Here is a 19,734-nt window from a genome sequence, read left to right as displayed (position 1 = left end):
CCTTGAAGCCCTCTCCCGCCTTCGCGGGAGAGGGTTGGGTGAGGGTCTTCTTCTACCGCGCGTCGGCGCAGGAAGGCCCTCGCCTCCCATCGCGAAGAGCGATGGGCCCCTCCTCTCCCGCGAAGGCGGAAGAGGGTACAGATTTCTAAAGGACAGCTCATGAACGAGATGACCCCCTTCGCCAATCCGGTCGCCAAGCCGGAGACGTTCGACCAGATCCAGATCGGCATCGCGTCCCCGGACCGTATCCGCAGCTGGTCGTTCGGCGAGATCAAGAAGCCCGAGACCATCAACTACCGCACGTTCAAGCCCGAGCGTGACGGCCTGTTCTGCGCGCGTATCTTCGGTCCGATCAAGGATTACGAGTGCCTGTGCGGCAAGTACAAGCGCATGAAGTACAAGGGTATCGTCTGCGAGAAGTGCGGCGTCGAGGTCACCGTCTCGAAGGTTCGCCGTGAGCGGATGGGCCATATCGAGCTCGCCGCCCCGGTCGCGCACATCTGGTTCCTGAAGTCGCTGCCGTCGCGCATCGGCCTGCTTCTCGACATGCAGTTGAAGCAGCTCGAGCGCGTGCTGTACTTCGAGGCGTATATCGTGATCGAGCCGGGCCTGACCCCGCTCGAAAAGTTCACGCTGCTGACCGAGGACGAGCTGCTCGAGGCGCAGGACGAATATGGCGAGGACGCCTTCTCGGCCGGCATCGGCGCGGAAGCCGTGCGGATCATGCTCGAAAGCCTCGATCTCGAGGGCGAGAAGCAGCAGCTGCTCGACGAGCTGGCGGTCACCAAGTCCGAGCTGAAGCCCAAGAAGATCATCAAGCGGCTGAAGGTCGTCGAGAGCTTCCTCGAATCGGGCAACCGTCCCGAATGGATGATCCTCGAGGTCGTGCCGGTCATCCCACCGGAACTGCGTCCGCTGGTGCCGCTGGACGGCGGCCGCTTCGCGACGTCGGATCTCAACGACCTGTACCGCCGCGTCATCAACCGTAACAACCGGTTGAAGCGGCTGATGGAACTGCGCGCGCCGGACATCATCGTCCGCAATGAAAAGCGCATGCTCCAGGAAGCGGTCGACGCGCTGTTCGACAACGGCCGTCGCGGCCGCACGATCACGGGTGCCAACAAGCGTCCGCTCAAGTCGCTGTCCGACATGCTCAAGGGCAAGCAGGGCCGCTTCCGCCAGAACCTGCTCGGCAAGCGCGTCGACTATTCGGGCCGTTCGGTCATCGTGACGGGGCCTGAGCTTAAGCTGCACCAGTGCGGCCTGCCCAAGAAGATGGCGCTCGAGCTGTTCAAGCCGTTCATCTACGCGCGCCTCGACGCCAAGGGCCTGAGCATGACGCTCAAGCAGGCGAAGAAGTGGGTCGAGAAGGAGCGCAAGGAAGTCTGGGACATCCTCGACGAGGTGATCCGCGAGCATCCCGTGCTGCTGAACCGCGCGCCGACGCTCCATCGTCTCGGCATCCAGGCGTTCGAGCCGGTGCTGATCGAGGGCAAGGCGATCCAGCTGCATCCGCTGGTCTGCTCCGCGTTCAACGCCGATTTCGACGGCGACCAGATGGCCGTGCACGTTCCGCTGTCGCTGGAAGCGCAGCTGGAAGCGCGCGTCCTGATGATGTCGACGAACAACATCCTGTCGCCCGCCAACGGCAAGCCGATCATCGTGCCGTCGCAGGACATGGTGCTGGGCCTCTATTACCTGTCGATGCTCAAGGAAGGCGAGCCCGGCGAGGGCATGCTGATTTCCGACATGTCGGAAGTGCATCAGGCGCTCGAGGCGAAGGCGGTCACGCTCCACACCAAGATCATCAGCCGCGTCCCGCAGACCGACGAGGCGGGCAAGCAGTATCTCAAGCGCTACGAGACGACGCCGGGCCGCATGCTGCTCGGCGAGACGCTCCCGAAATCGTCGAAGGTGCCGTTCGAGACCGTCAACCGCCTCCTCACCAAGAAGGACGTGGGCGACGTGATCGACGAGGTCTATCGCCACACCGGCCAGAAGGAGACCGTGCTGTTCGCCGACGCGATCATGGCGCTGGGCTTCCGTCACGCGTTCCGTGCGGGCATCTCGTTCGGCAAGGACGACATGATCATCGCGCCGGACAAGGACAAGCTGGTCGACGAGACGCGCGACCAGGTGAAGGACTTCGAGCAGCAGTACCAGGACGGCCTGATTACGCAGCAGGAGAAGTACAACAAGGTGATCGACGCGTGGTCGCGCTGCGGTGACCAGGTCGCGAACTCGATGATGAACGAGATCAAGGCGGTCCGCCATTACGAGGACGGCCCGAACAAGGGCCGCGAGCGCGACATCAACTCGATCTACATGATGGCGCATTCGGGTGCCCGCGGTTCGCAGGCGCAGATCAAGCAGCTCGCCGGCATGCGCGGGCTGATGGCCAAGCCGTCGGGCGAGATCATCGAGACGCCGATCATCTCGAACTTCAAGGAAGGCCTGACCGTCCTCGAATACTTCAACTCCACCCACGGCGCGCGCAAGGGCCTCGCGGATACGGCGTTGAAGACCGCGAACTCGGGCTATCTCACGCGTCGCCTGGTCGACGTGTCGCAGGACTGCACGATCGTCGAACTCGATTGCGGCACCGAGCGCGCGCTCGAGATGAAGGCGATCGTCCAGGGCGGCACCGTCATCGCGTCGCTCGGCGAGCGCATCCTCGGCCGGACCACGGCCGAGGACGTCGTCGACGCGAAGTCGGGCAAGGTGCTCATCCCGTCGGGCACGCTGCTCGACGAGCCGATGGTCGCGCAGATCGAGGCCACCGGCATCCAGGGGATGAAGATCCGCTCGCCGCTGGTCTGCGAGAGCAAGGTCGGCGTGTGCGGCAAGTGCTACGGGCGCGATCTCGCCCGCGGTACGCCGGTCAACATCGGCGAGGCGGTCGGCGTGATCGCGGCGCAGTCGATCGGCGAGCCGGGCACGCAGCTGACGATGCGCACGTTCCACATCGGCGGCGCAGCGCAGCTCAACGAAACCTCGAACCTCGAGGCGCATGCCGACGGCACGGCGGAGTATCGCGACCTGCGCGTCATCGTCGACCAGCGTGGTCGTCGCGTGGTGCTCAGCCGTTCGGGCGAGATCGTCATCAAGGACATGGACGGCCGCGAGCTGTCGGTCGATCGCATCCCCTATGGTGCGTACGTCATGTTCGACGACAACCACATCGTGTCGAAGGGCGATCGGATGGCGGAGTGGGATCCGTTCACCATGCCCGTCATCACCGAGACGGGCGGTACGGCCAAGTACCAGGACCTGATCGAGGGCAAGACGCTCACCGAGCAGACCGACGAGGCCACCGGCATCTCGCAGCGCGTCGTGATCGAGTATCGCGCGACGACCAAGGCGAAGGAGGATCTGCGGCCGCGCATCACCCTTCTCGACGAGGGATCGGGCGAAACCGCGCGCTACATGCTGGGTGCGGGCGCGGTGTTGTCGGTCGAGGACAACGGCACCGTCCAGGCGGGTGACGTCGTCGCACGTGTGGCGCGCGAGTCCGCGAAGACGCGCGACATCACCGGCGGTCTGCCGCGCGTCGCCGAGCTCTTCGAGGCGCGCAAGCCCAAGGAGAATGCGATCATCGCGAAGGTTTCCGGCCGGGTCGTGTTCGGCAAGGACTACAAGGCGAAGCGCAAGATCGGCATCCAGCCCGAGGATGGCGGCGAGGTCGTCGAGTATCTGGTGCCCAAGTCGAAGGTGATCGACGTCCAGGAAGGCGACTACGTCAAGCGTGGCGACAACCTGATCGGCGGCTCGCCCGATCCGCACGACATCCTCGAGGTGCTCGGGATCGAGCCGTTGGCGGAATATCTCGTCTCGGAGATCCAGGAGGTCTATCGTCTCCAGGGCGTGAAGATCAACGACAAGCACATCGAGACGATCGTCCGCCAGATGCTCCAGAAGGTCGAGATCATCGAGAGCGGCGACACCACGCTGCTCGTCGGGGAACAGCTCGATCGCGCGGAGATGGACGAGGTCAACGCCAAGCTCGACAAGAAGCAGGCGCCGGCGCAGGGCAAGCCCGTCCTGCTCGGCATCACCAAGGCGTCGCTGCAGACCCGCAGCTTCATCTCGGCGGCGTCGTTCCAGGAAACCACGCGCGTCCTCACCGAGGCATCGGTGCAGGGCAAGATCGACAACCTGAACGGTCTCAAGGAAAACGTGATCGTCGGTCGCCTGATCCCGGCAGGCACCGGCGCGGGCATGAACCGCCTGCGCGTGGCGGCCACCAGCCGCGACGCGGCATTGCGTGCGCAGCAGAAGAAGCTGTCGGACGCGATGGTCGCGGCCACCGCGTCGGCGGCGGCGAGTGCGGCTGCTGCCAGTGCGGCCGCGGCGGCGACCGCCGCGGCCGCAGCGGTCGCTGTCGTGGCACCCGACAGTGCCGAGCAGGAGCATGAGGCCGAACTCGCCCGCACCGACCGCGACGCGGCCGGCACCGGCGACGACGCGCTCGGTTCGGTCGTGGAATCGGGCACCGGCACCGACGCCGACGCGGGCGAGTATCTGAACGAGGAGTGATCCTCGGCGGGGTGCAAGCCTGACGTTACGAAGGCCGCCGTCCGGGATACCGGGCGGCGGCCTTCTTCATGTCAGCCGCGTACGAGCCCGTCCTGCAGGCGGTCGAGATCGGCGAGCACGTCCGCATGATCGCGCGCCGCCATCTCTGCGAGATGCGCCTGTGCCGCACTCGCCCGCTGCGCCACCTCGGCGTCGATCGCGCGCTTCGCCTGCCCGCACCACCCGGCACGACTCCCGGACAGGGGCGCTTCTGCGATGATCGTGCGCGCAAGCACCCGTTCGTCGCCGCGGGTCACGTGCCGATCTGCCGACACGTGCGCGGTCCACGCGCAACGCAGGGTCTGCGGCCGGCCCGCCGGCGCGACCCCACCGACCTGACGATACGACGTCTTCACCGCACCGTGGTACGTCACCTGCACGGGCGCGCCGCGATGCTCGTAGCGGACCTCGTGCGGCGTCAGCGCGATGCCGGACAGAAGGGCCAGCGCGAAATCAGGCATTCGATGTCTCCTTGCGAACGCCCCTGCCCATATTGGCCGGTGACTGCCGACATAAAGACCGGATCGGGCCTTTCGTTGCGCCGCTGACGTCGCCGCCGCGCCGTGATAGGCTGCGCGGATGCTGCGCCTCGCCTCTGCCCTTCTCGCCCTCGGCACCGTCTCCGTCACCCCGGCGGTCGCTGCCCCGCCCTCTCCCGAAAGCGCGATGCGGACCGCGGTCGCCACCGACGCCCAGCGCAGCGAGGTGCTGCTGGAACGCCTCGTCCTCCAGAATTCGGGATCGCTGAACCTCCCCGGTGTCCGCAAGGTCGGGGACATGATGCGTGCCGAACTCGTGCCACTGGGCTTCTCGGTCGAATGGATCGACATGGCGAAGACCGGCCGCGCGGGCCATCTCGTCGCCACGCACACGGGATCGGGAAAGGGCAGACGCATCCTGCTGATCGGCCATCTCGACACCGTGTTCGAGCCCGAAAGTCCCTTCACCGGCTTCCGCCGCGAAGGCACGCGCGCCTTTGGCCCGGGCATCGGCGACGACAAGGGCGGGCTGGTCGTGATCGTCACGACGCTTCGCACGATGCAGGCGGCGGGCACGCTGAAGAATGCCGACATCAAGATAGTGCTGACCGGCGACGAGGAGCGCACCGGCGCCCCGCTCGCCCTCGCCCGCCGCGACCTGATCGCCGCCGGCAAGTGGGCCGACGTCGCGCTCGAATATGAGAACGTCGCGACCGACGAAGGCAAGGACTGGGGCACGGTCGCGCGGCGCAGTTCGACCAACTGGGAGATCGTCGTGACCGGCAGGACCGGGCATTCGGCCGGTGTGTTCGGCGAGAGCCTCGGCTACGGCGCGATCTACGAACTCGCGCGCATCCTCGACGCGTTCCGCCGCGAATTGCCCGAGCCCAACCTCACCTACAATGTCGGCGTCATGGCCGGCGGCACGCCCGCCGCGATGGACGCGTCGGGGTTTCGCGCGACCGCATCGGGCAAGACCAACATCGTCGCGGCGAACGCGGTCGCGCGCGGCGACCTGCGCAGTCTGACACCCGAACAGGACGCGCGCGTGATCGCGAAGATGAAGGCGATCGTCGCGCAGCACCTGCCGCATACCGGCGCGACGATCGCCTTTTCCGACGGCTATCCCCCGCTGCCGCCGACCGCGGGCAACCGCGCGCTGCTCGCCAGGCTCAACGCCGTGAACCGCGACCTCGGTCTCCCGGAAATGCCCGAATATGATCCAGCGAAGCGCGGCGCGGCGGATTCAAGCTTCGTCGCCGCCGATGCCGATGTCCTGGCCGGACTTGGCGCGAGCGGCGGCGGCGCGCATGCCGAGGGCGAGTGGATCGACCTGACGAGCCTGCCCCGCCAGGCGCTGCGCAGCGCGGTCCTCGTCAGCCGCCTCGCCGCCGAGCCGCGCCGATAATATCCTGATCGCGCGGGATATTCCGCGACCGCCAAGACGTTGCACCCCGGTCTTTCCCAACCCGAGGACTCGTCATGCCACTTACCGCCATCGCCCTCAACTGCACGCTCAGGGCCTCCGGCGACTCGTCCACCGACGCGATGATCGCGGTGCTGAAGGATGCCTTCGCCAAGGTCGACGTCACGATCACCGAGACGATCCGTATCGCCGAACACGATGTGAAGCCCGGTGTGACCAGCGACGAGGGCGATGGCGACGCGTGGCCCGCGATCCGTGCGAAGATCCTCGCTGCGGACATCCTGATCTTCGGCGGCCCGATCTGGATGGGGCAACTCGGCAGCATCGGCAAGCGCGTGCTGGAGCGGATGGACGCGTTCCTGGATGAAACCGACGACGCCGGCCGGATGCCGAGCTACGGCAAGGTCGCGATCGCCGCGATCGTCGGCAACGAGGACGGTGCGCACTGGTCCTCGGCGCAGATCTTCCAGTCGCTTAACGACACCGGCTGGACGATCCCCCCGGTCGCGGCGTGCTACTGGGTCGGCGAGGCGATGGGCTCGACCGACTTCAAGGACCTGCCCGAGACGCCCGAGAAGGTGCTGAAGACCGCCGCGATGGTCGCGACCAACGCCGCGCACGTCGCGGGGCTGCTGAAGGCGAACCCTGTCCCGGGAGCCTGAGGATCCTCCCTCGGAGTCACCGTCACCCCGGATCAAGTCCGGGGTGACGGCCATCCGGCTAGTCCATGTTCGGCCGCAGCCATCGCTTCGCCAGATCGAGATCCACCCCGCGCCGCACCGCATAGTCCACCGCCTGGTCCTCGCCGATCCGCGCTACTCCGAAATACTCCGCCTGCGCGTGCCCGAAGTAGAAGCCGCTGACCGCCGCGGTCGGCAGCATCGCGAAGCTCTCGGTCAGCTCCAGCCCGACATTCGCCTCCGCGTCGAGCATGTCGAACAGCGTCCGCTTGAGCGAATGCTCCGGGCACGCGGGATAGCCCGGCGCCGGGCGGATGCCGCGATACTGCTCGCGCACCAGCGCCTCGTTGGTCAGCTGCTCGTCCGGCGCATAGCCCCACAGGTCGCGACGGACATGCGCGTGGAGCGCCTCCGCGAACGCCTCCGCCAGCCGGTCCGCCAGCGCCTTCAGCAGGATGTCGTTGTAATCGTCATTGTCCGCCTTGAACCGCGCGATATGCGCGTCGATCCCGTGGATCCCCACCGCGAAGCCGCCCATCCAGTCCCCCGCCGGATCGACGAAGTCCGCCAGCGACATGTTCGCCCGCCCCTCGCGCTTGGCGATCTGCTGGCGCAGGAACGGCAGCCGCACCGTCTCCTCGTCGCGCCGGTCGAGATTGGGGATGTGGAAGCCGTCCGGGATGCTCCCGCCGTCCGGTGTCCGATGCGCCTCGACATGCTTCGTATAGACCCAGACATCATCGTCATGGCGGTGGCACGGCCACAGCCCCGCGACGCCGCGCGCGGTCAGCCACTTCTCCGCGACGATCCTGTCGAGCATCGCCTGCGCATCCGCGTACAGCCCGCTCGCGCTCTCCCCCACCACCGCATCGGTCAGGATCGCGGGAAAGTTGCCAGCCAGCTCCCATGCGCGAAAGAACGGCGTCCAGTCGATATACTGGCGCAGGTCCGCCAGGTCCCAGTCGTAGAACACATGCACGCCGGGCTTGGCAACCGGCGGCGCCTTCATCGCCATGTCCGCGGGAAATGCGTTCGCGCGCGCGGCGTCGAGCGGCAGCAGCGCGTTCTGCCCCTTGCCCTCGCGCGCGACGCGCACCGCCTCATACTCGGCATCGACCTTGGCGACGAAATCGTCGCGGATCGTCGTCGAAACCAGCGTCGTCGCGACACCCACCGCGCGGCTCGCGTCGAGCACATGTACGACCGGCCCCTTGTACGCGGGCGCGATCCGCAGCGCAGTGTGGACCTTCGATGTCGTCGCGCCACCGATCAGCAGCGGCATCGTCATGCCCGCACGCTGCATCTCCTCGCCCACCGTCACCATCTCGTCGAGCGACGGGGTGATGAGGCCGCTGAGCCCGATCATATCCGCATCGTTCTCGTTGGCCGCCGCGATGATCTTCGACCACGGCACCATCACGCCCAGGTCGACCACGTCGAAGCCGTTGCACTGGAGCACGACGCCGACGATGTTCTTGCCGATATCATGCACGTCGCCCTTCACGGTCGCCATGATGATCTTGCCCTTGCCCTTCGCGCCCGGCTCCTTCGACGCCTCGATAAAGGGCAGCAGGTGCGCCACCGCCTTCTTCATCACCCGCGCGGATTTCACGACCTGCGGCAGGAACATCTTGCCCGATCCGAACAGGTCGCCGACGACGTTCATCCCGTCCATCAGCGGGCCTTCGATCACCTCGATCGGGCGTGCGAACAATTGCCGGCATTCCTCGGTATCGTCGACGACATGCGCGTCGATGCCCTTGACCAGCGCATATTCCAGTCGCTTGCCGACGGGGAGCGAGCGCCACTCGGCGGCCTGCTTCTCCGCGACCGCGTCGGTCCCGCGATACTTTTCCGCCAGCGCGACCAGACGATCGCCCGCCTCGGGATCGCGGTTGAGGACGACGTCCTCCACCGCGGTGCGCAGCTCCGGGTCGATCTGGTCGTAGATGTCGAGCTGGCCGGCGTTGACGATCGCCATGTCCATCCCCGCGGGGATGGCATAGTACAGGAACACCGAGTGCATCGCGCGCCGCACCGGCTCGTTGCCGCGAAAGCTGAAGCTCAGGTTCGACAGTCCGCCGGAGATATGGACGTGCGGGCAGCGCGCCTTGATCTCGCGGCACGCCTCGATGAAGTCGACGCCGTAATTGTTGTGCTCCTCGATTCCCGTCGCCACCGCGAACACGTTGGGATCGAAGATGATGTCCTCGGGCGGGAAGCCGATGCCCATGAGCAGGTCATAGGCGCGCGCGCAGATTGCGACCTTGCGGTCCTTCGTGTCCGCCTGCCCGACCTCGTCGAACGCCATCACGACGACCGCCGCGCCATAGTTCATGCACAGCCGCGCATGGTGGAGGAACGCGTCCTCGCCTTCCTTCATGCTGATCGAATTGACGATCGGCTTGCCGCTGACGCATTTCAGACCCGCCTCGATCACACTCCATTTCGAGCTGTCGATCATGACGGGCACGCGCGCGATGTCGGGCTCGGCCGCGATCAGCTTGAGGAACGTCGTCATCGCGTGGTGCGCGTCGAGCAGCCCCTCGTCCATGTTGACGTCGACCACCTGCGCGCCATTCTCCACCTGCTGGCGCGCGACCTCGACGGCACGGGTATAGTCCCCCGCCATCACGAGCTTCTTGAACGCGGCGGAGCCGGTGACGTTGGTGCGCTCGCCGATATTGACGAAGCTGGTGGCGGTGGTGGTGGTCATGATCTTTTCTTCCGGATCCTCCCCGGCACGGGAAGGGGGACCAGCCGCAGGCTGGTGGAGGGGGCTCTCCGCACACGATACTCTGGTGGAGAGCCCCCTCCACCACGGCCGTCGGCCGCGGTCCCCCTTCCCGCGCCGTGGGGAGGATCGTTCGTCAGGCCGCCATCGTGAACGGCTCCAGCCCCGCCAGCCGCGTCCGCACCGGCGGCACCGACACCGCGCGCGGCGCGACCCCGCGAACCCCGTCCGCGATCGCCTTGATATGCGCCGGAGTCGACCCGCAGCACCCGCCGAGCACGTTGACCTGCCCCGCCAGCGCCCATTCGCCGACCAGCCCCGCGGTCGTCGCGGGCATCTCGTCATACTCGCCCAGCTCGTTGGGCAGCCCGGCATTGGGATAGACCATGATGAGCGTGTCGCACAGCTCGCTCAGCACCTTCACATGCGGGCGCAGCTGCTCCGCACCGAACGAGCAGTTCAACCCGATCGTCACCGGCTTCGCATGCCGCACCGCGTGCCAGAATGCCTCGACGGTATGCCCCGACAGGTTGCGCCCCGACAGGTCGGTCAGCGTCATCGACAGCATGATCCCCAGGTCGCGGCCAAGGTCGTTCCCCGCCTCGATCGCCGCCATGATCCCCGCCTTGGCGTTGAGCGTATCGAACACCGTCTCGATCAGGATGAAGTCGACGCCACCCTCGACCAGCGCGTCGATCTGCTCGCGGTACACGTCCTTGAGCGTATCGAAGTCGATCTCGCGATAGCCCGGATCGTTGACGTCGGGGCTCAGCGACAGCGTCTTGTTCGTCGGCCCGATCGCGCCCGCCACGAAGCGTGGACGGCCATCGCGCGCCTGGTATTCGTCCGCCAGCCGCCGTGCGACGCGCGCGCTCTCCAGGTTGATCTCGCGGACCAGATGCTCCGCGCCGTAATCGGCCTGGCTGATCCGGTTGGCGGAAAAGGTGTTCGTCTCCGCGATGTCCGCCCCCGCCTCGAAATAGGCGCGGTGGATCGATTCGGGCACCTCGGGCTTGGTCAGCGCGAGGATGTCGTTGTTGCCCTTCTGGTCGTGCGTCAGCCCCAGCGCCCCCGCATAGGCCGCCTCGTCGAGCTTCCAGTTCTGGATCTCCGTCCCGAACGCGCCATCGGTGATGAGGATGCGCTTGGCGGCTTCGGCATTGAGGGTTTCGCGGGGGGTCATGTCGTGTCCTTGATCCTCCCCGCAGGCGGGGAGGGGGACCGCTCGTCAGAGCGGTGGAGGGGGCTCTCCACTGTCGGTACGCTGGCGGAGAGCCCCCTCCACCAGCTTTGCTGGTCCCCCTCCCCGCCTGCGGGGAGGAGCATCGTCACGCAGCCGCCGCCTTCGCCGGCACCTTCGCCCGCACGCCCAGCAGGTGGCAGATAGCATAGGCCAGCTCGGCGCGGTTGAGCGTATAGAAGTGGAGCGACTTCACGCCCCCCGCATACAGCTTGCGCGACAGCTCCGCCGCCAGCGTCGCCGCCACCAGCTGGCGCGCGCCGGCATGGTCGTCGAGCCCTTCGAACAGCCGTCCCATCCACGCCGGCACGTCGGTGCCGCACATCGCGCTCATCCGCTGGACGCTGGCGAAGTTGGTGACGGGCATGATCCCGGGCATGATTTCCGCGGTGATTCCGGCCGCAGCGACCGAGTCGCGATACCGGAAGAACGTCTCCGGTTCGAAGAAGAACTGCGTGATCGCGCGCGTCGCGCCCGCATCGATCTTGCGCTTCAGATTGTCGAGGTCGGCGGCGGCATCGGCCGAATCCGGGTGGCTCTCGGGATAGGCGGCGACCGAGATCTCGAACGGATGCAGCCGCTTCAGCCCCGCGACCAGATCCGCCGCATTCTCGTAACCCCCGGGATGCGACGCGAATTTCGCGCCCGCGGTCGGCGGATCGCCGCGCAGCGCGACGATGTGCCGGATGCCCGCGGCCCAATATTCCTCCGCCACCTGGTCGATCTCGGCCTTCGTCGCCTCGACGCAGGTCAGGTGCGCGGCCGCCGCCATCGACGTCTCGCGCTGGATCCGCGCGACGGTCGCATGCGTCCGCTCGCGCGTCGTCCCGCCCGCGCCATAGGTGACCGAGACGAAGCGCGGCGCCAGCGGCTCGAGCGCGCGCACCGCGCCCCACAGCTGCTCCTCCATCTTCTCGCTCTTGGGCGGGAAGAACTCGAAGCTCACGTCCAGGTCGCCCGCGATATCCGCGTAAAGCGGCCCTTCCAGCGCCGTCCGCGCCTCCGCCAGCTGGTTCACCGTCAGCGTCATGCCGCCTTCACCTCGTGCAGTCGTACGCCCGGCTTCGTGCCGAGCCAGAGTTTCACCGTCAGTTCGCCGCCGTCGAGCGTTTCGACCCGTGCGGTTTCGAGCCCGGCCGTGGCGAACCAGGCATCGACCTGCTCGTCCGAAAAGCCGAGCCGCGCATGCGCGTCGCGCGTCCGTAGTTCCTCGCGGTCGTGCGATGCGAAATCCGCGATCAGCAATCGCCCCCCGGTGCCCAGGACCCGCGCCGCCTCCACGATCGCAGCGTCGGGTTGCTGCGCGAAATGAAGGACATGGTGGAGGATGGCAAGGTCGACCGTACCATCGCCCACCGGCAGCGCATGGAAATCCGCCTGGCGAAGCTCGGCATTCGCCACGCCCGCCAGCTTCGAGCGCGCCAGCCGCAGCATTTCCGAGCTGCGATCGATCCCCAGCGCGTGCGCCGCCCGTCCCGCCAGCAGCTCGAGCATCCGCCCCGTTCCGGTGCCGATGTCGATCATCCGGCCGACATGCCCGGCACCCACCAGCGCGTCGATCGCCGCCTCCACCTGATCCTCGGCAACGTGGAGCGAGCGGATCACGTCCCATTCGCGCGCATGCATTTCGAACCACGCGGCCGCGGCGGCGGCACGATCGGCGCGCACCGCGTCCAGCCGCGCGCGGTCCGCCGCCTGTTCGTCACCCTCCGTCCATGCGTCGAGCGCCGCGAACACCGGCGCGATCACGTCCGGCACGCCCAGCGCGACGAACACCCAGCTGCCTTCCTTTCGTCGCTCGACCAGCCCGGCGTCGCACAGGATCTTGACGTGCCGCGATACCCGCGGCTGGCTCTGCTCCAGCACCTGCGCCAGCTCGCCCACCGACAGTTCCATCACCCGCACCAGCGCCAGCACCCGCAGCCGCGTCGGATCGCCGAGGGCGGCGAAAATTGTGAGAGGGTCGATCACGGGACCACATATAAAGAAATCTTTATATGTGGTCAATCGACGGATCGTTGCGGACCCAAATCGACCGGAGCGGCGTTAGGCGCTATCGAAGTAAGCAGGGAGTATCATTCGATGAAGACCGTCACCACCGCAGCCATTGCCCTCGTCGCCGCGATCGGCCTGTCGGCGTGCAGCCAGAACGCCCAGAACGAGAGCGCGCAGGCCGCGAACGCGATCGCCGCCGACGCGGACGCCACCGCCAGCAACGCAGCCTCCGACGTCGAGGCCGCCAGCGATCGCGCGCTCGGCTCCGCCGAGGCGACGCTCGACAATGCCGGCACCAAGATCGACCGTGCCGCGGATCGTACCGGTGCGGCGATCAGCAACGGCGCGGATCGCGCCGCCGACGCCACCGGCACCGCGCTCCAGAATGCCGGCGCCGCGCTGAAGGACTGAACGTAGTCGTGATCGACCGCCGCCTCGCGCCGCTGCTGCTGCTGCTCGCCGCCGCCTGTTCGTCGCCCGCCGACGACAGCGCCCCGGCGAGTGGCGACGAGGCGCAGCAGCTCAACGAGGCGGCGGCGATGCTCGATGCCAACAGCGTCGCCACCGACGCGATCGACGCCAACACGGAAGGCGAAAGCCGATGACGGATCTCCGCCGCCTTGGCGCAACCGACCTCCGGATCGCTCCGCTCGTTCTGGGTGGCAACGTCTTCGGCTGGACCGCGGATCGCGCGGCAAGCTTCGCCGTCCTCGACGCCTTCGTCGAGGGCGGCGGGACCATGATCGACACCGCCGACGTCTATTCCGCCTGGGCGCCGGGGCATGGCGGTGGCGAGTCCGAGACGATGATCGGCGAATGGCTGAAAACCAGCGGCCGACGTGACGACGTCTTGATCGCGACCAAGGTCGGCATGCTTCCCGGCGACGGTGGCGAGAAGCTCGCCCCGGCCCGCATCGCCGCGGCGTGCGATGCTTCGCTCAAGCGCCTCGGCACCGACCGGATCGACCTGTACTTCGCCCATCAGGACGATGACTCGGTCGCGCAGGACGAAGTTCTCGCGGCATTCAGCAGCCTCGTTGACGCGGGCAAGATCCGCGTCGTCGGCGCCTCCAACTTTCACGCGGCGCGGCTGAAATCCGCCAACGACGCCGCCAAGGCGGCGGGCCTGCCGCGTTACCATGTCCTCCAGCCCGAATATAACCTCGTCAGCCGCCACAAGTTCGAGGGTGAGTTGCAGGATTACTGCGTCGTCGAGAATATCGGCGTGGTCCCCTATTACGGGCTCGCCTCGGGATTTCTTACCGGCAAGTACCGGACGCGCGACGACCTGTCGAAGAGCGTCCGCGGCGGGCGCATGGGCGACCTGCTCGATGGCAAGGGTAAGGCCGTGCTCGACGCGATGGACGAAGTCGCCGTCGAAACAGGCGCGACGCTCGCACAGATCGCGCTCGCCTGGCTCATCGCGCAACCCGGCGTCACCGCCCCGATCGCGAGCGCGACGAGCGCGGACCAGCTTCGCGAACTCCTCCCGGCGATCGATCTCCACCTTTCGACGGGCCAGCTCGCCCGCCTCACCGACGCAGGCGCCTGACGTCACCGGCCATCGCTTGCGCGGGCTTTGCAATGCGGCGCCACGCTACATGGACGAGGAGCCGATCCCCGCAAACCTCGCGGCGATCGCGGACCGGCAGGTTCGTCACTATGCGACGTTCCTCATGTGGCGGGGCTTCGTCGCGGTCCCCGACAGGGTATCCCCCTGAAACTGCAATGCCGTGCTCGCCCACTTCCGTGCGCTTGAGACGCGTTCGCCCGACGTGATCGGACGGGCGGTTAACGCCTGCCCCCGCCGTCCCGTCCCGGGACGTGGCATAACCGCCACTGGCGTCGCGCGCCGCGATGCGCGATCGGACGGCATGGCGAAGCGAACCGCGATCGGAATCCTGGCAGGCGTAGCCGCGCTCGGCACCGCCGCCATGCTCGCCGCGGCCTACGCGCCCGCCCCGATACCGCAGCCTGCAAAAGCCGTTGTCCGCGTCCCCGCCGGACCGGCCGTCAAACCCGCGCCCGATTTCGCCCCGGCCTCGACACCAGTCCCGACCCCAGTCCCGACCGAGGCACCCTACACCATCAAGCGCATACTCCGGATCCCGGAGCCTTTCCGCTACGGCCAGTTCTATTGGGACGAGGCCGGCGTGCCCCCCGGCCAGATGGTCGTCACCGTCGACGTCGGCGCGCAGACCATCTCGGTCTTTCGCGGCGGGTACGAGATCGGCACCGCGGTGGTCGTCTACGGCGCCGATGAGAAGCCCACTCCGCTCGGCGTCTTCACGATCACGCAGAAGGATGCCGACCACGTCAGCAACCTCTACGACGCGCCGATGCCCTACATGCTCCGCCTGACGAACGACGGCATCTCGATCCACGGCAGTCCGGTCGCGATCGGCAAGGTCACGCACGGCTGCGTCGGCGTTCCGACCGCGTTCGCGAAGAAGCTGTTCGGCGCGGTGAAGCTGGGCGACACGGTCATCGTCACGCATGGCGAGCGGCTCGACCTCGGCAAGGCGATCACGGCGGCGTAACCCTCCCGTCTCCGGGAGAAGAAACTGGCGCCCGTCCCCCACGCCCCGCATAACGCCGGGCATGCCAAAGCCCACCGAACGCGAATCCAGCATCGTCATCATCGCCGCCCTGCTCGCCAATCTCGGCATCGCGGTCGCCAAGTTCGTCGCGGCGGGGATCACCGGATCGTCCGCGATGCTGACCGAGGGGATCCACTCGGTCGTCGACAGCTTCAACCAGGTCCTGCTGCTCTGGGGCCAGCATCGTGCGAAACGCCCGGCCGACGCGATCCACCCCTTCGGCTATGCGCGCGAGCTGTACTTCTGGAGCTTCGTCGTCGCGATCCTGATTTTCGGGGTCGGCGCGGTCGTGTCGATCTACGAGGGCTGGCTCCACATCGTCGAGCCGGAGCCGCTGTTCGATCCCACCGTCAACTACATCGTCCTCGCGATCGCGTTCGCGCTGGAGGGCACCAGCTGGGCGCTCGCGGTCCGTGCCTTCGCACGCGGCAAGGGCGAGAGCGGCTGGTGGCAATCGGTCCGCGAATCGAAGGACCCGTCCGGGTTCATCGTCCTGTTCGAGGATTCGGCCGCCTTGATCGGCCTCGTCATCGCGGGCGTCGGCGTATGGGCCAGCCACCACTACGCCGATGCGCGGATCGACGGCGTCGCCTCGATCGCGATCGGCGGCGTCCTCGCGCTCGTGGCGATGCTGCTCGCGCGCGAGGCCAAGGGCCTGCTGATCGGCGAACGCGCGGATCCCGCGATCATCGCGCGCATCCGCAGCGTCGTGGAGGCGGAAGCGTGCATCGTCGCGGTCAACCACGTCCGCACGATCCACACCGGCCCCGACAGCATCTTCGTGGCGATCAGCGCGGATTTCGAGGATTCCATGACGATGGGTGCCGGCGAGACGCTGATCGAGGGCATCGAGGCGAAGCTGAAGGCCGACCAGCCGATGCTCGCCTCGATCTACATCCGTCCGGAGAAACGCGAGGACGCGACGCAACTGCCGACGCCGGAGGTGACGCGATGATGGACCGCCGCACGCTGCTCGCCGCGACGGTCGTTGCCACGACATTCCCGACATCCGCAATCGCAGTACCGACCGGCGACTATCCGATCGACTGGCAGGGCCTGCCTGCCGATCCCGCCATCGCCGCGCGGCTCGCACGCCAGATCGCGATGGTCCGCGCGCTCCCGATCCGCCCGGACATCCTCGCCTTCTTCGCGCGCCAGACGATCGTCGTCAGCGCGGCGCCCGGCGAAGGCAGCCACGCCGGCCGCGATCCACAGGTCGTCGTCACCCGCGCCCCCTTCCCCGACGACAACCCGGTGCTGCTCCACGAATTGATCCACCGCTGGCACTTTTCGATGCTGGCCAACACCCCGCGCTTGGCACCGCTGCGCGCCGCGTTCGCCGCCGAACGCGCCGCACCGCACTGGCCTGCCAGCGCCTATATGTACTCCAACATCTCGGAGTTCCTCGCGATGAGCGCCAGCGTCGTGCTCCACGGCCGCGCCGCCCGTCCGCCCCTCACCCGCGCAGCGGTGCAGGCGAACATGCCCGCAGTCTACGACTTCATCCTCCGCGAGTTCGGCCGGCGGGTCTAGCCGCTCACCAGCCGCAACAGGTCGATCATCGCCCGCGCACGCTCCACGCCCCCCGGAGCGGCGATGTAGCGCGTCACCCAGGTCGGTGCGAACTTCGCCTTGAACGCGCGCAGCCCCGCGAACCCGTACAGCCGCTCCCCATGCGCGAACACCAGATGCCCGAGCTTCGCCCATAGTGGCGCCAGCCGCCCCGCCTGCAACCCCGCCAGCGGCGTCAACCCCAGGTTGAACCGCGCATAGCCCTGCTCGGCACCCCAGCCGAGCAACCGCGCGAACAGCATGTCCATCGCACCATATGGCGCGTCGCCCACGTGCCGCATCAGGTCCACCGACAACTCGGTCCGGTCCGCGGTCGTCCAGATATTGGCGAAGGCGACGATCCGCGCATCGTCGCGTAACAGCGCCAGGTCATAGCGCGCCAGATAGTCCGCATCGAACGCGCCGACGCTGAAATGCTTCTCGCGCGCGCCCTTTTCGTCGAGCCACGCATCGGAAACCGCGCGCAGTTCGGGCATCAGCGCGGGCACCTCGGCCGCGGGCACGATCTCGAACCGCAGGCCTGCCGCCTCGCCGCGCCGGATGCCGTGCCGCAGCGGCTTGGCGCGCGGCCCCGCCAGCGTGAAGGTGGCCAGCGCCACCTGCGCCTCCTCGCCATATTTGATCGCGCCCAGCCCCAGCTCGACGAACAGCGGCAGCATCGCCTCGCTCGCCTGATAGAAGACGAGCCGCCCGCGCGCCGCATCGCATGCGCGGCGGATGCCCCAGACCAGCTCGTTCCACGCCGCGCGCGGGCCGACGGGATCGCCCATCACTACCCAGGTCCGCCCGCGGATCTGGTACATCAGGAACGCATCCCCCGCGACCGACACCAGGAACCGCTTGCCGCCCGTGAACGCCAGGTTCGCATCGGTCCGCTCCGCGAACGCCAAGGCACGCGCCGCCACCTCCGGGTCCAGCGCCTCGACCTCCTTCGGCACCGACGCACGCGTCAGCAGGTGCCAGAAGGCGGTCGCGGTCAGCAGGATCCCCGCCGCGAAGCTCGCGCGCAGGAAGCGCGGCGCGTTGCTATCGAGCGCGAACCGCCACCACAGGTCGTCGCTGTACGGCGTGCGCTTGTACGCGAAGAACCCCGCCCACACGCTCAGCGCGATCGCCACTGCCGCGGCGAAGATCCAGCCGAGATTGATCGGCTCGCTCAGCAGCGCGCCCTTGCGATAGAATCCTGCGCGGCAATAGTGCAGCAGCCCCGCGATCCCGATCAGCAGCGCCGCCTCTTCATAGTCGACGCCCTTCATCAGCGAGAACACCGCGCCGCCCACCAGCAGCACCCGCGCCGCGTGGAAGCCGCTCTGCAACCGCGCGTTGAGCGCCGGCGCGATCAGCAGCAGCGCGGTGCCGACCAGGCTGCCCGCCAGATGCGACCCCTCGATGAACGGCAGCGGCACCAGCGAATCGAGATCGCCCAGCCGCGCCTTCACCCCCGGCAACGCCCCCGACACCAGCAGCACGAACCCGCCGACGAACACGAGCCCGGTCACCGCCGCGGGCGCGATCGCGCGCGCCGCGCGGTCGAGCAGCGACAGCCCGCGCCCGATCGGCCGCCGCAACCGCGCGCCCTCCAGCCCCGCCGCCAGCACCGCGGCCAGCACCAGCGGCACCAGATAATAGACGATCCGGTACAGCAGCAGCCCGGCGAACACCGCGGTCCGGTCGCCCGGCACCATCGCCAGCACCACCGCCTCGAACACGCCCAGCCCGCCCGGCACATGCGTCACCAGCGCGACGACCATCGCGATCGCATAGGCGAGGAAGAAGGCGGGATAGGTCGCCGCGTCGAGCCCCGGCACCAGCACGAACAGCGCCGCGGACGCGACCGCGAGGTCGAGCACCGACAGCGCGAACAGCGCGCCCATCTGCGCGGGCGCGGGCAGCGGCACGCTCCAGCCGAGCAGCGTCACGCGCGTCATGCCGCTCGCCCGCGCGATCGCGATCGCCGCCAGCGCCAAGAGCAGCAGCGCGCCGATCCAGCGCGGCGCGGGCGGGTCCGCCGCGAGCAGCAGCGCGAGCCCGCCCGCGCCGACGATCCCGCCCCAGAACGCCGCGCCCGCGATCGCGCTCACCCGCGCGACGTCGCCCAGCTCCAGCCCCGCGGCGGTATAGACGCGGTAGCGCGCCGACCCGCCGGTCAGCATCGACAGCCCCAGATTGTGGCTCAGCGTATAGCTGATGAACGAGGCGGTCGCCGCGATCCGCCAAGGCTGCGCACGTCCGATCACGCGCAGCGCGATCCAGTCATACCCCGTCAACGCCAGATAGCTCGTCGCGGTCAGCGCCAGCGCGATACCGATCCGCATCGGCGGGATCGCGCCCAGCGCAGCGCGTACATCGGACAGATGCACCTCGCGCAACACCAGCCGCAGCGCCTCGAACGCCAGCGCGGCGACGAACGCCACGACGGCGAGGATCAAGACC

15 protein-coding genes are annotated in these 19,734 nt (G+C 68.0%); 9 read left to right on the top strand and 6 right to left on the bottom strand.

The annotated features are described in order from the left end of the window. The first annotated feature begins 159 nt into the window (after positions 1-159). Complete coding sequence (rpoC, locus tag ACV7NO_RS08375; RefSeq protein ID WP_463405546.1) at positions 160-4,536, top strand: DNA-directed RNA polymerase subunit beta'; 4,377 nt, start codon at positions 160-162, stop codon at positions 4,534-4,536. A gap of 71 nt (positions 4,537-4,607) precedes the next feature. Here the strand turns inward: rpoC and ACV7NO_RS08370 are convergent, their stop codons facing one another. After that, on the bottom strand, positions 4,608-5,036 hold the full coding sequence (locus ACV7NO_RS08370) for a hypothetical protein (protein WP_463405545.1): 429 nt from the start codon (positions 5,034-5,036) through the stop codon (positions 4,608-4,610). A 118-nt stretch (positions 5,037-5,154) separates the two neighbouring features. Here ACV7NO_RS08370 and ACV7NO_RS08365 point away from each other — a divergent pair, with 118 nt between their 5' ends. Then, the gene (locus ACV7NO_RS08365) at positions 5,155-6,462 is read left to right on the top strand and encodes a M20/M25/M40 family metallo-hydrolase (protein WP_463405544.1); all 1,308 of its coding nucleotides are present in this window, start codon (positions 5,155-5,157) and stop codon (positions 6,460-6,462) included. Positions 6,463-6,536: 74 nt separating this feature from the next. Next, positions 6,537-7,142, top strand: coding sequence for a flavodoxin family protein (locus ACV7NO_RS08360; protein ID WP_463405543.1), 606 nt, complete (start codon positions 6,537-6,539; stop codon positions 7,140-7,142). Positions 7,143-7,200: 58 nt separating this feature from the next. On the opposite strand, the gene metH is transcribed toward ACV7NO_RS08360, so the two are convergent. The 4 genes from metH to ACV7NO_RS08340 form a co-directional block, all read right to left on the bottom strand. Continuing rightward, positions 7,201-9,876 carry a methionine synthase gene (gene metH / locus ACV7NO_RS08355; protein WP_463405542.1) on the bottom strand — a complete coding sequence of 892 codons (2,676 nt, stop codon included), beginning with the start codon at positions 9,874-9,876 and terminating at the stop codon, positions 7,201-7,203. 154 nt (positions 9,877-10,030) lie between these two features. Then, positions 10,031-11,077, bottom strand: coding sequence for a homocysteine S-methyltransferase family protein (locus ACV7NO_RS08350; RefSeq protein ID WP_463405541.1), 1,047 nt, complete (start codon positions 11,075-11,077; stop codon positions 10,031-10,033). Between the two features lie 145 nt (positions 11,078-11,222). Continuing rightward, positions 11,223-12,164 carry a methylenetetrahydrofolate reductase [NAD(P)H] gene (metF, locus tag ACV7NO_RS08345; RefSeq protein ID WP_463405540.1) on the bottom strand — a complete coding sequence of 314 codons (942 nt, stop codon included), beginning with the start codon at positions 12,162-12,164 and terminating at the stop codon, positions 11,223-11,225. Then, positions 12,161-13,105 (bottom strand): ArsR/SmtB family transcription factor, encoded by a 945-nt coding sequence (locus ACV7NO_RS08340; protein WP_463405539.1) that lies wholly within the window; start codon positions 13,103-13,105, stop codon positions 12,161-12,163. Before ACV7NO_RS08340 ends, metF begins: the two co-directional genes overlap by 4 nt. A gap of 111 nt (positions 13,106-13,216) precedes the next feature. Between ACV7NO_RS08340 and ACV7NO_RS08335 the strand changes: the two genes are divergently transcribed. The 6 genes from ACV7NO_RS08335 to ACV7NO_RS08310 all read left to right on the top strand — a co-directional run bounded on the left by ACV7NO_RS08335 (position 13,217) and on the right by ACV7NO_RS08310 (position 17,262). Continuing rightward, entirely contained in the window at positions 13,217-13,540 is a 324-nt protein-coding gene (locus ACV7NO_RS08335; RefSeq protein ID WP_463405538.1) for a hypothetical protein, read from the top strand. 8 nt (positions 13,541-13,548) lie between these two features. Then, positions 13,549-13,734: a hypothetical protein gene (locus ACV7NO_RS08330; RefSeq protein WP_463405537.1), complete on the top strand. Its 186-nt coding sequence runs from the start codon at positions 13,549-13,551 to the stop codon at positions 13,732-13,734. Further along, positions 13,731-14,681, top strand: coding sequence for an aldo/keto reductase (locus tag ACV7NO_RS08325; RefSeq protein WP_463405536.1), 951 nt, complete (start codon positions 13,731-13,733; stop codon positions 14,679-14,681). Before ACV7NO_RS08330 ends, ACV7NO_RS08325 begins: the two co-directional genes overlap by 4 nt. A gap of 322 nt (positions 14,682-15,003) precedes the next feature. Further along, positions 15,004-15,669 (top strand): L,D-transpeptidase family protein, encoded by a 666-nt coding sequence (locus ACV7NO_RS08320; protein WP_463405535.1) that lies wholly within the window; start codon positions 15,004-15,006, stop codon positions 15,667-15,669. 61 nt (positions 15,670-15,730) lie between these two features. Then, positions 15,731-16,684: a cation diffusion facilitator family transporter gene (locus ACV7NO_RS08315; RefSeq protein ID WP_463405534.1), complete on the top strand. Its 954-nt coding sequence runs from the start codon at positions 15,731-15,733 to the stop codon at positions 16,682-16,684. Then, positions 16,681-17,262 (top strand): hypothetical protein, encoded by a 582-nt coding sequence (locus ACV7NO_RS08310; protein ID WP_463405533.1) that lies wholly within the window; start codon positions 16,681-16,683, stop codon positions 17,260-17,262. Before ACV7NO_RS08315 ends, ACV7NO_RS08310 begins: the two co-directional genes overlap by 4 nt. On the opposite strand, the gene mprF is transcribed toward ACV7NO_RS08310, so the two are convergent. Then, entirely contained in the window at positions 17,259-19,730 is a 2,472-nt protein-coding gene (gene mprF / locus ACV7NO_RS08305) for a bifunctional lysylphosphatidylglycerol flippase/synthetase MprF (RefSeq protein WP_463405532.1), read from the bottom strand. The two genes, ACV7NO_RS08310 and mprF, sit on opposite strands and share 4 nt — an antisense overlap. Positions 19,731-19,734: the final 4 nt, after the last annotated feature.

It is taken from the genome of Sphingomonas sp. Ell38C01, assembly GCF_055231975.1.
Note: the sequence above shows the minus strand (reverse complement) of the source record. Positions and strands in the feature narration are given on the sequence as shown.

Excerpts from the sequence above, each read along its gene's own strand:
- metF (WP_463405540.1), bottom strand. The coding sequence starts at position 12,164 with ATGACGCTGACGGTGAACCAGCTGGCGGAGGCGCGGACGGCGCTGGAA.
- ACV7NO_RS08315 (WP_463405534.1), top strand. The coding sequence starts at position 15,731 with ATGCCAAAGCCCACCGAACGCGAATCCAGCATCGTCATCATCGCCGCC.
- ACV7NO_RS08310 (WP_463405533.1), top strand. The coding sequence starts at position 16,681 with ATGATGGACCGCCGCACGCTGCTCGCCGCGACGGTCGTTGCCACGACA.
- ACV7NO_RS08320 (WP_463405535.1), top strand. The coding sequence starts at position 15,004 with ATGGCGAAGCGAACCGCGATCGGAATCCTGGCAGGCGTAGCCGCGCTC.
- ACV7NO_RS08365 (WP_463405544.1), top strand. The coding sequence starts at position 5,155 with ATGCTGCGCCTCGCCTCTGCCCTTCTCGCCCTCGGCACCGTCTCCGTC.
- ACV7NO_RS08360 (WP_463405543.1), top strand. The coding sequence starts at position 6,537 with ATGCCACTTACCGCCATCGCCCTCAACTGCACGCTCAGGGCCTCCGGC.
- rpoC (WP_463405546.1), top strand. The coding sequence starts at position 160 with ATGAACGAGATGACCCCCTTCGCCAATCCGGTCGCCAAGCCGGAGACG.
- ACV7NO_RS08350 (WP_463405541.1), bottom strand. The coding sequence starts at position 11,077 with ATGACCCCCCGCGAAACCCTCAATGCCGAAGCCGCCAAGCGCATCCTC.
- ACV7NO_RS08370 (WP_463405545.1), bottom strand. The coding sequence starts at position 5,036 with ATGCCTGATTTCGCGCTGGCCCTTCTGTCCGGCATCGCGCTGACGCCG.
- ACV7NO_RS08335 (WP_463405538.1), top strand. The coding sequence starts at position 13,217 with ATGAAGACCGTCACCACCGCAGCCATTGCCCTCGTCGCCGCGATCGGC.
- metH (WP_463405542.1), bottom strand. The coding sequence starts at position 9,876 with ATGACCACCACCACCGCCACCAGCTTCGTCAATATCGGCGAGCGCACC.
- ACV7NO_RS08325 (WP_463405536.1), top strand. The coding sequence starts at position 13,731 with ATGACGGATCTCCGCCGCCTTGGCGCAACCGACCTCCGGATCGCTCCG.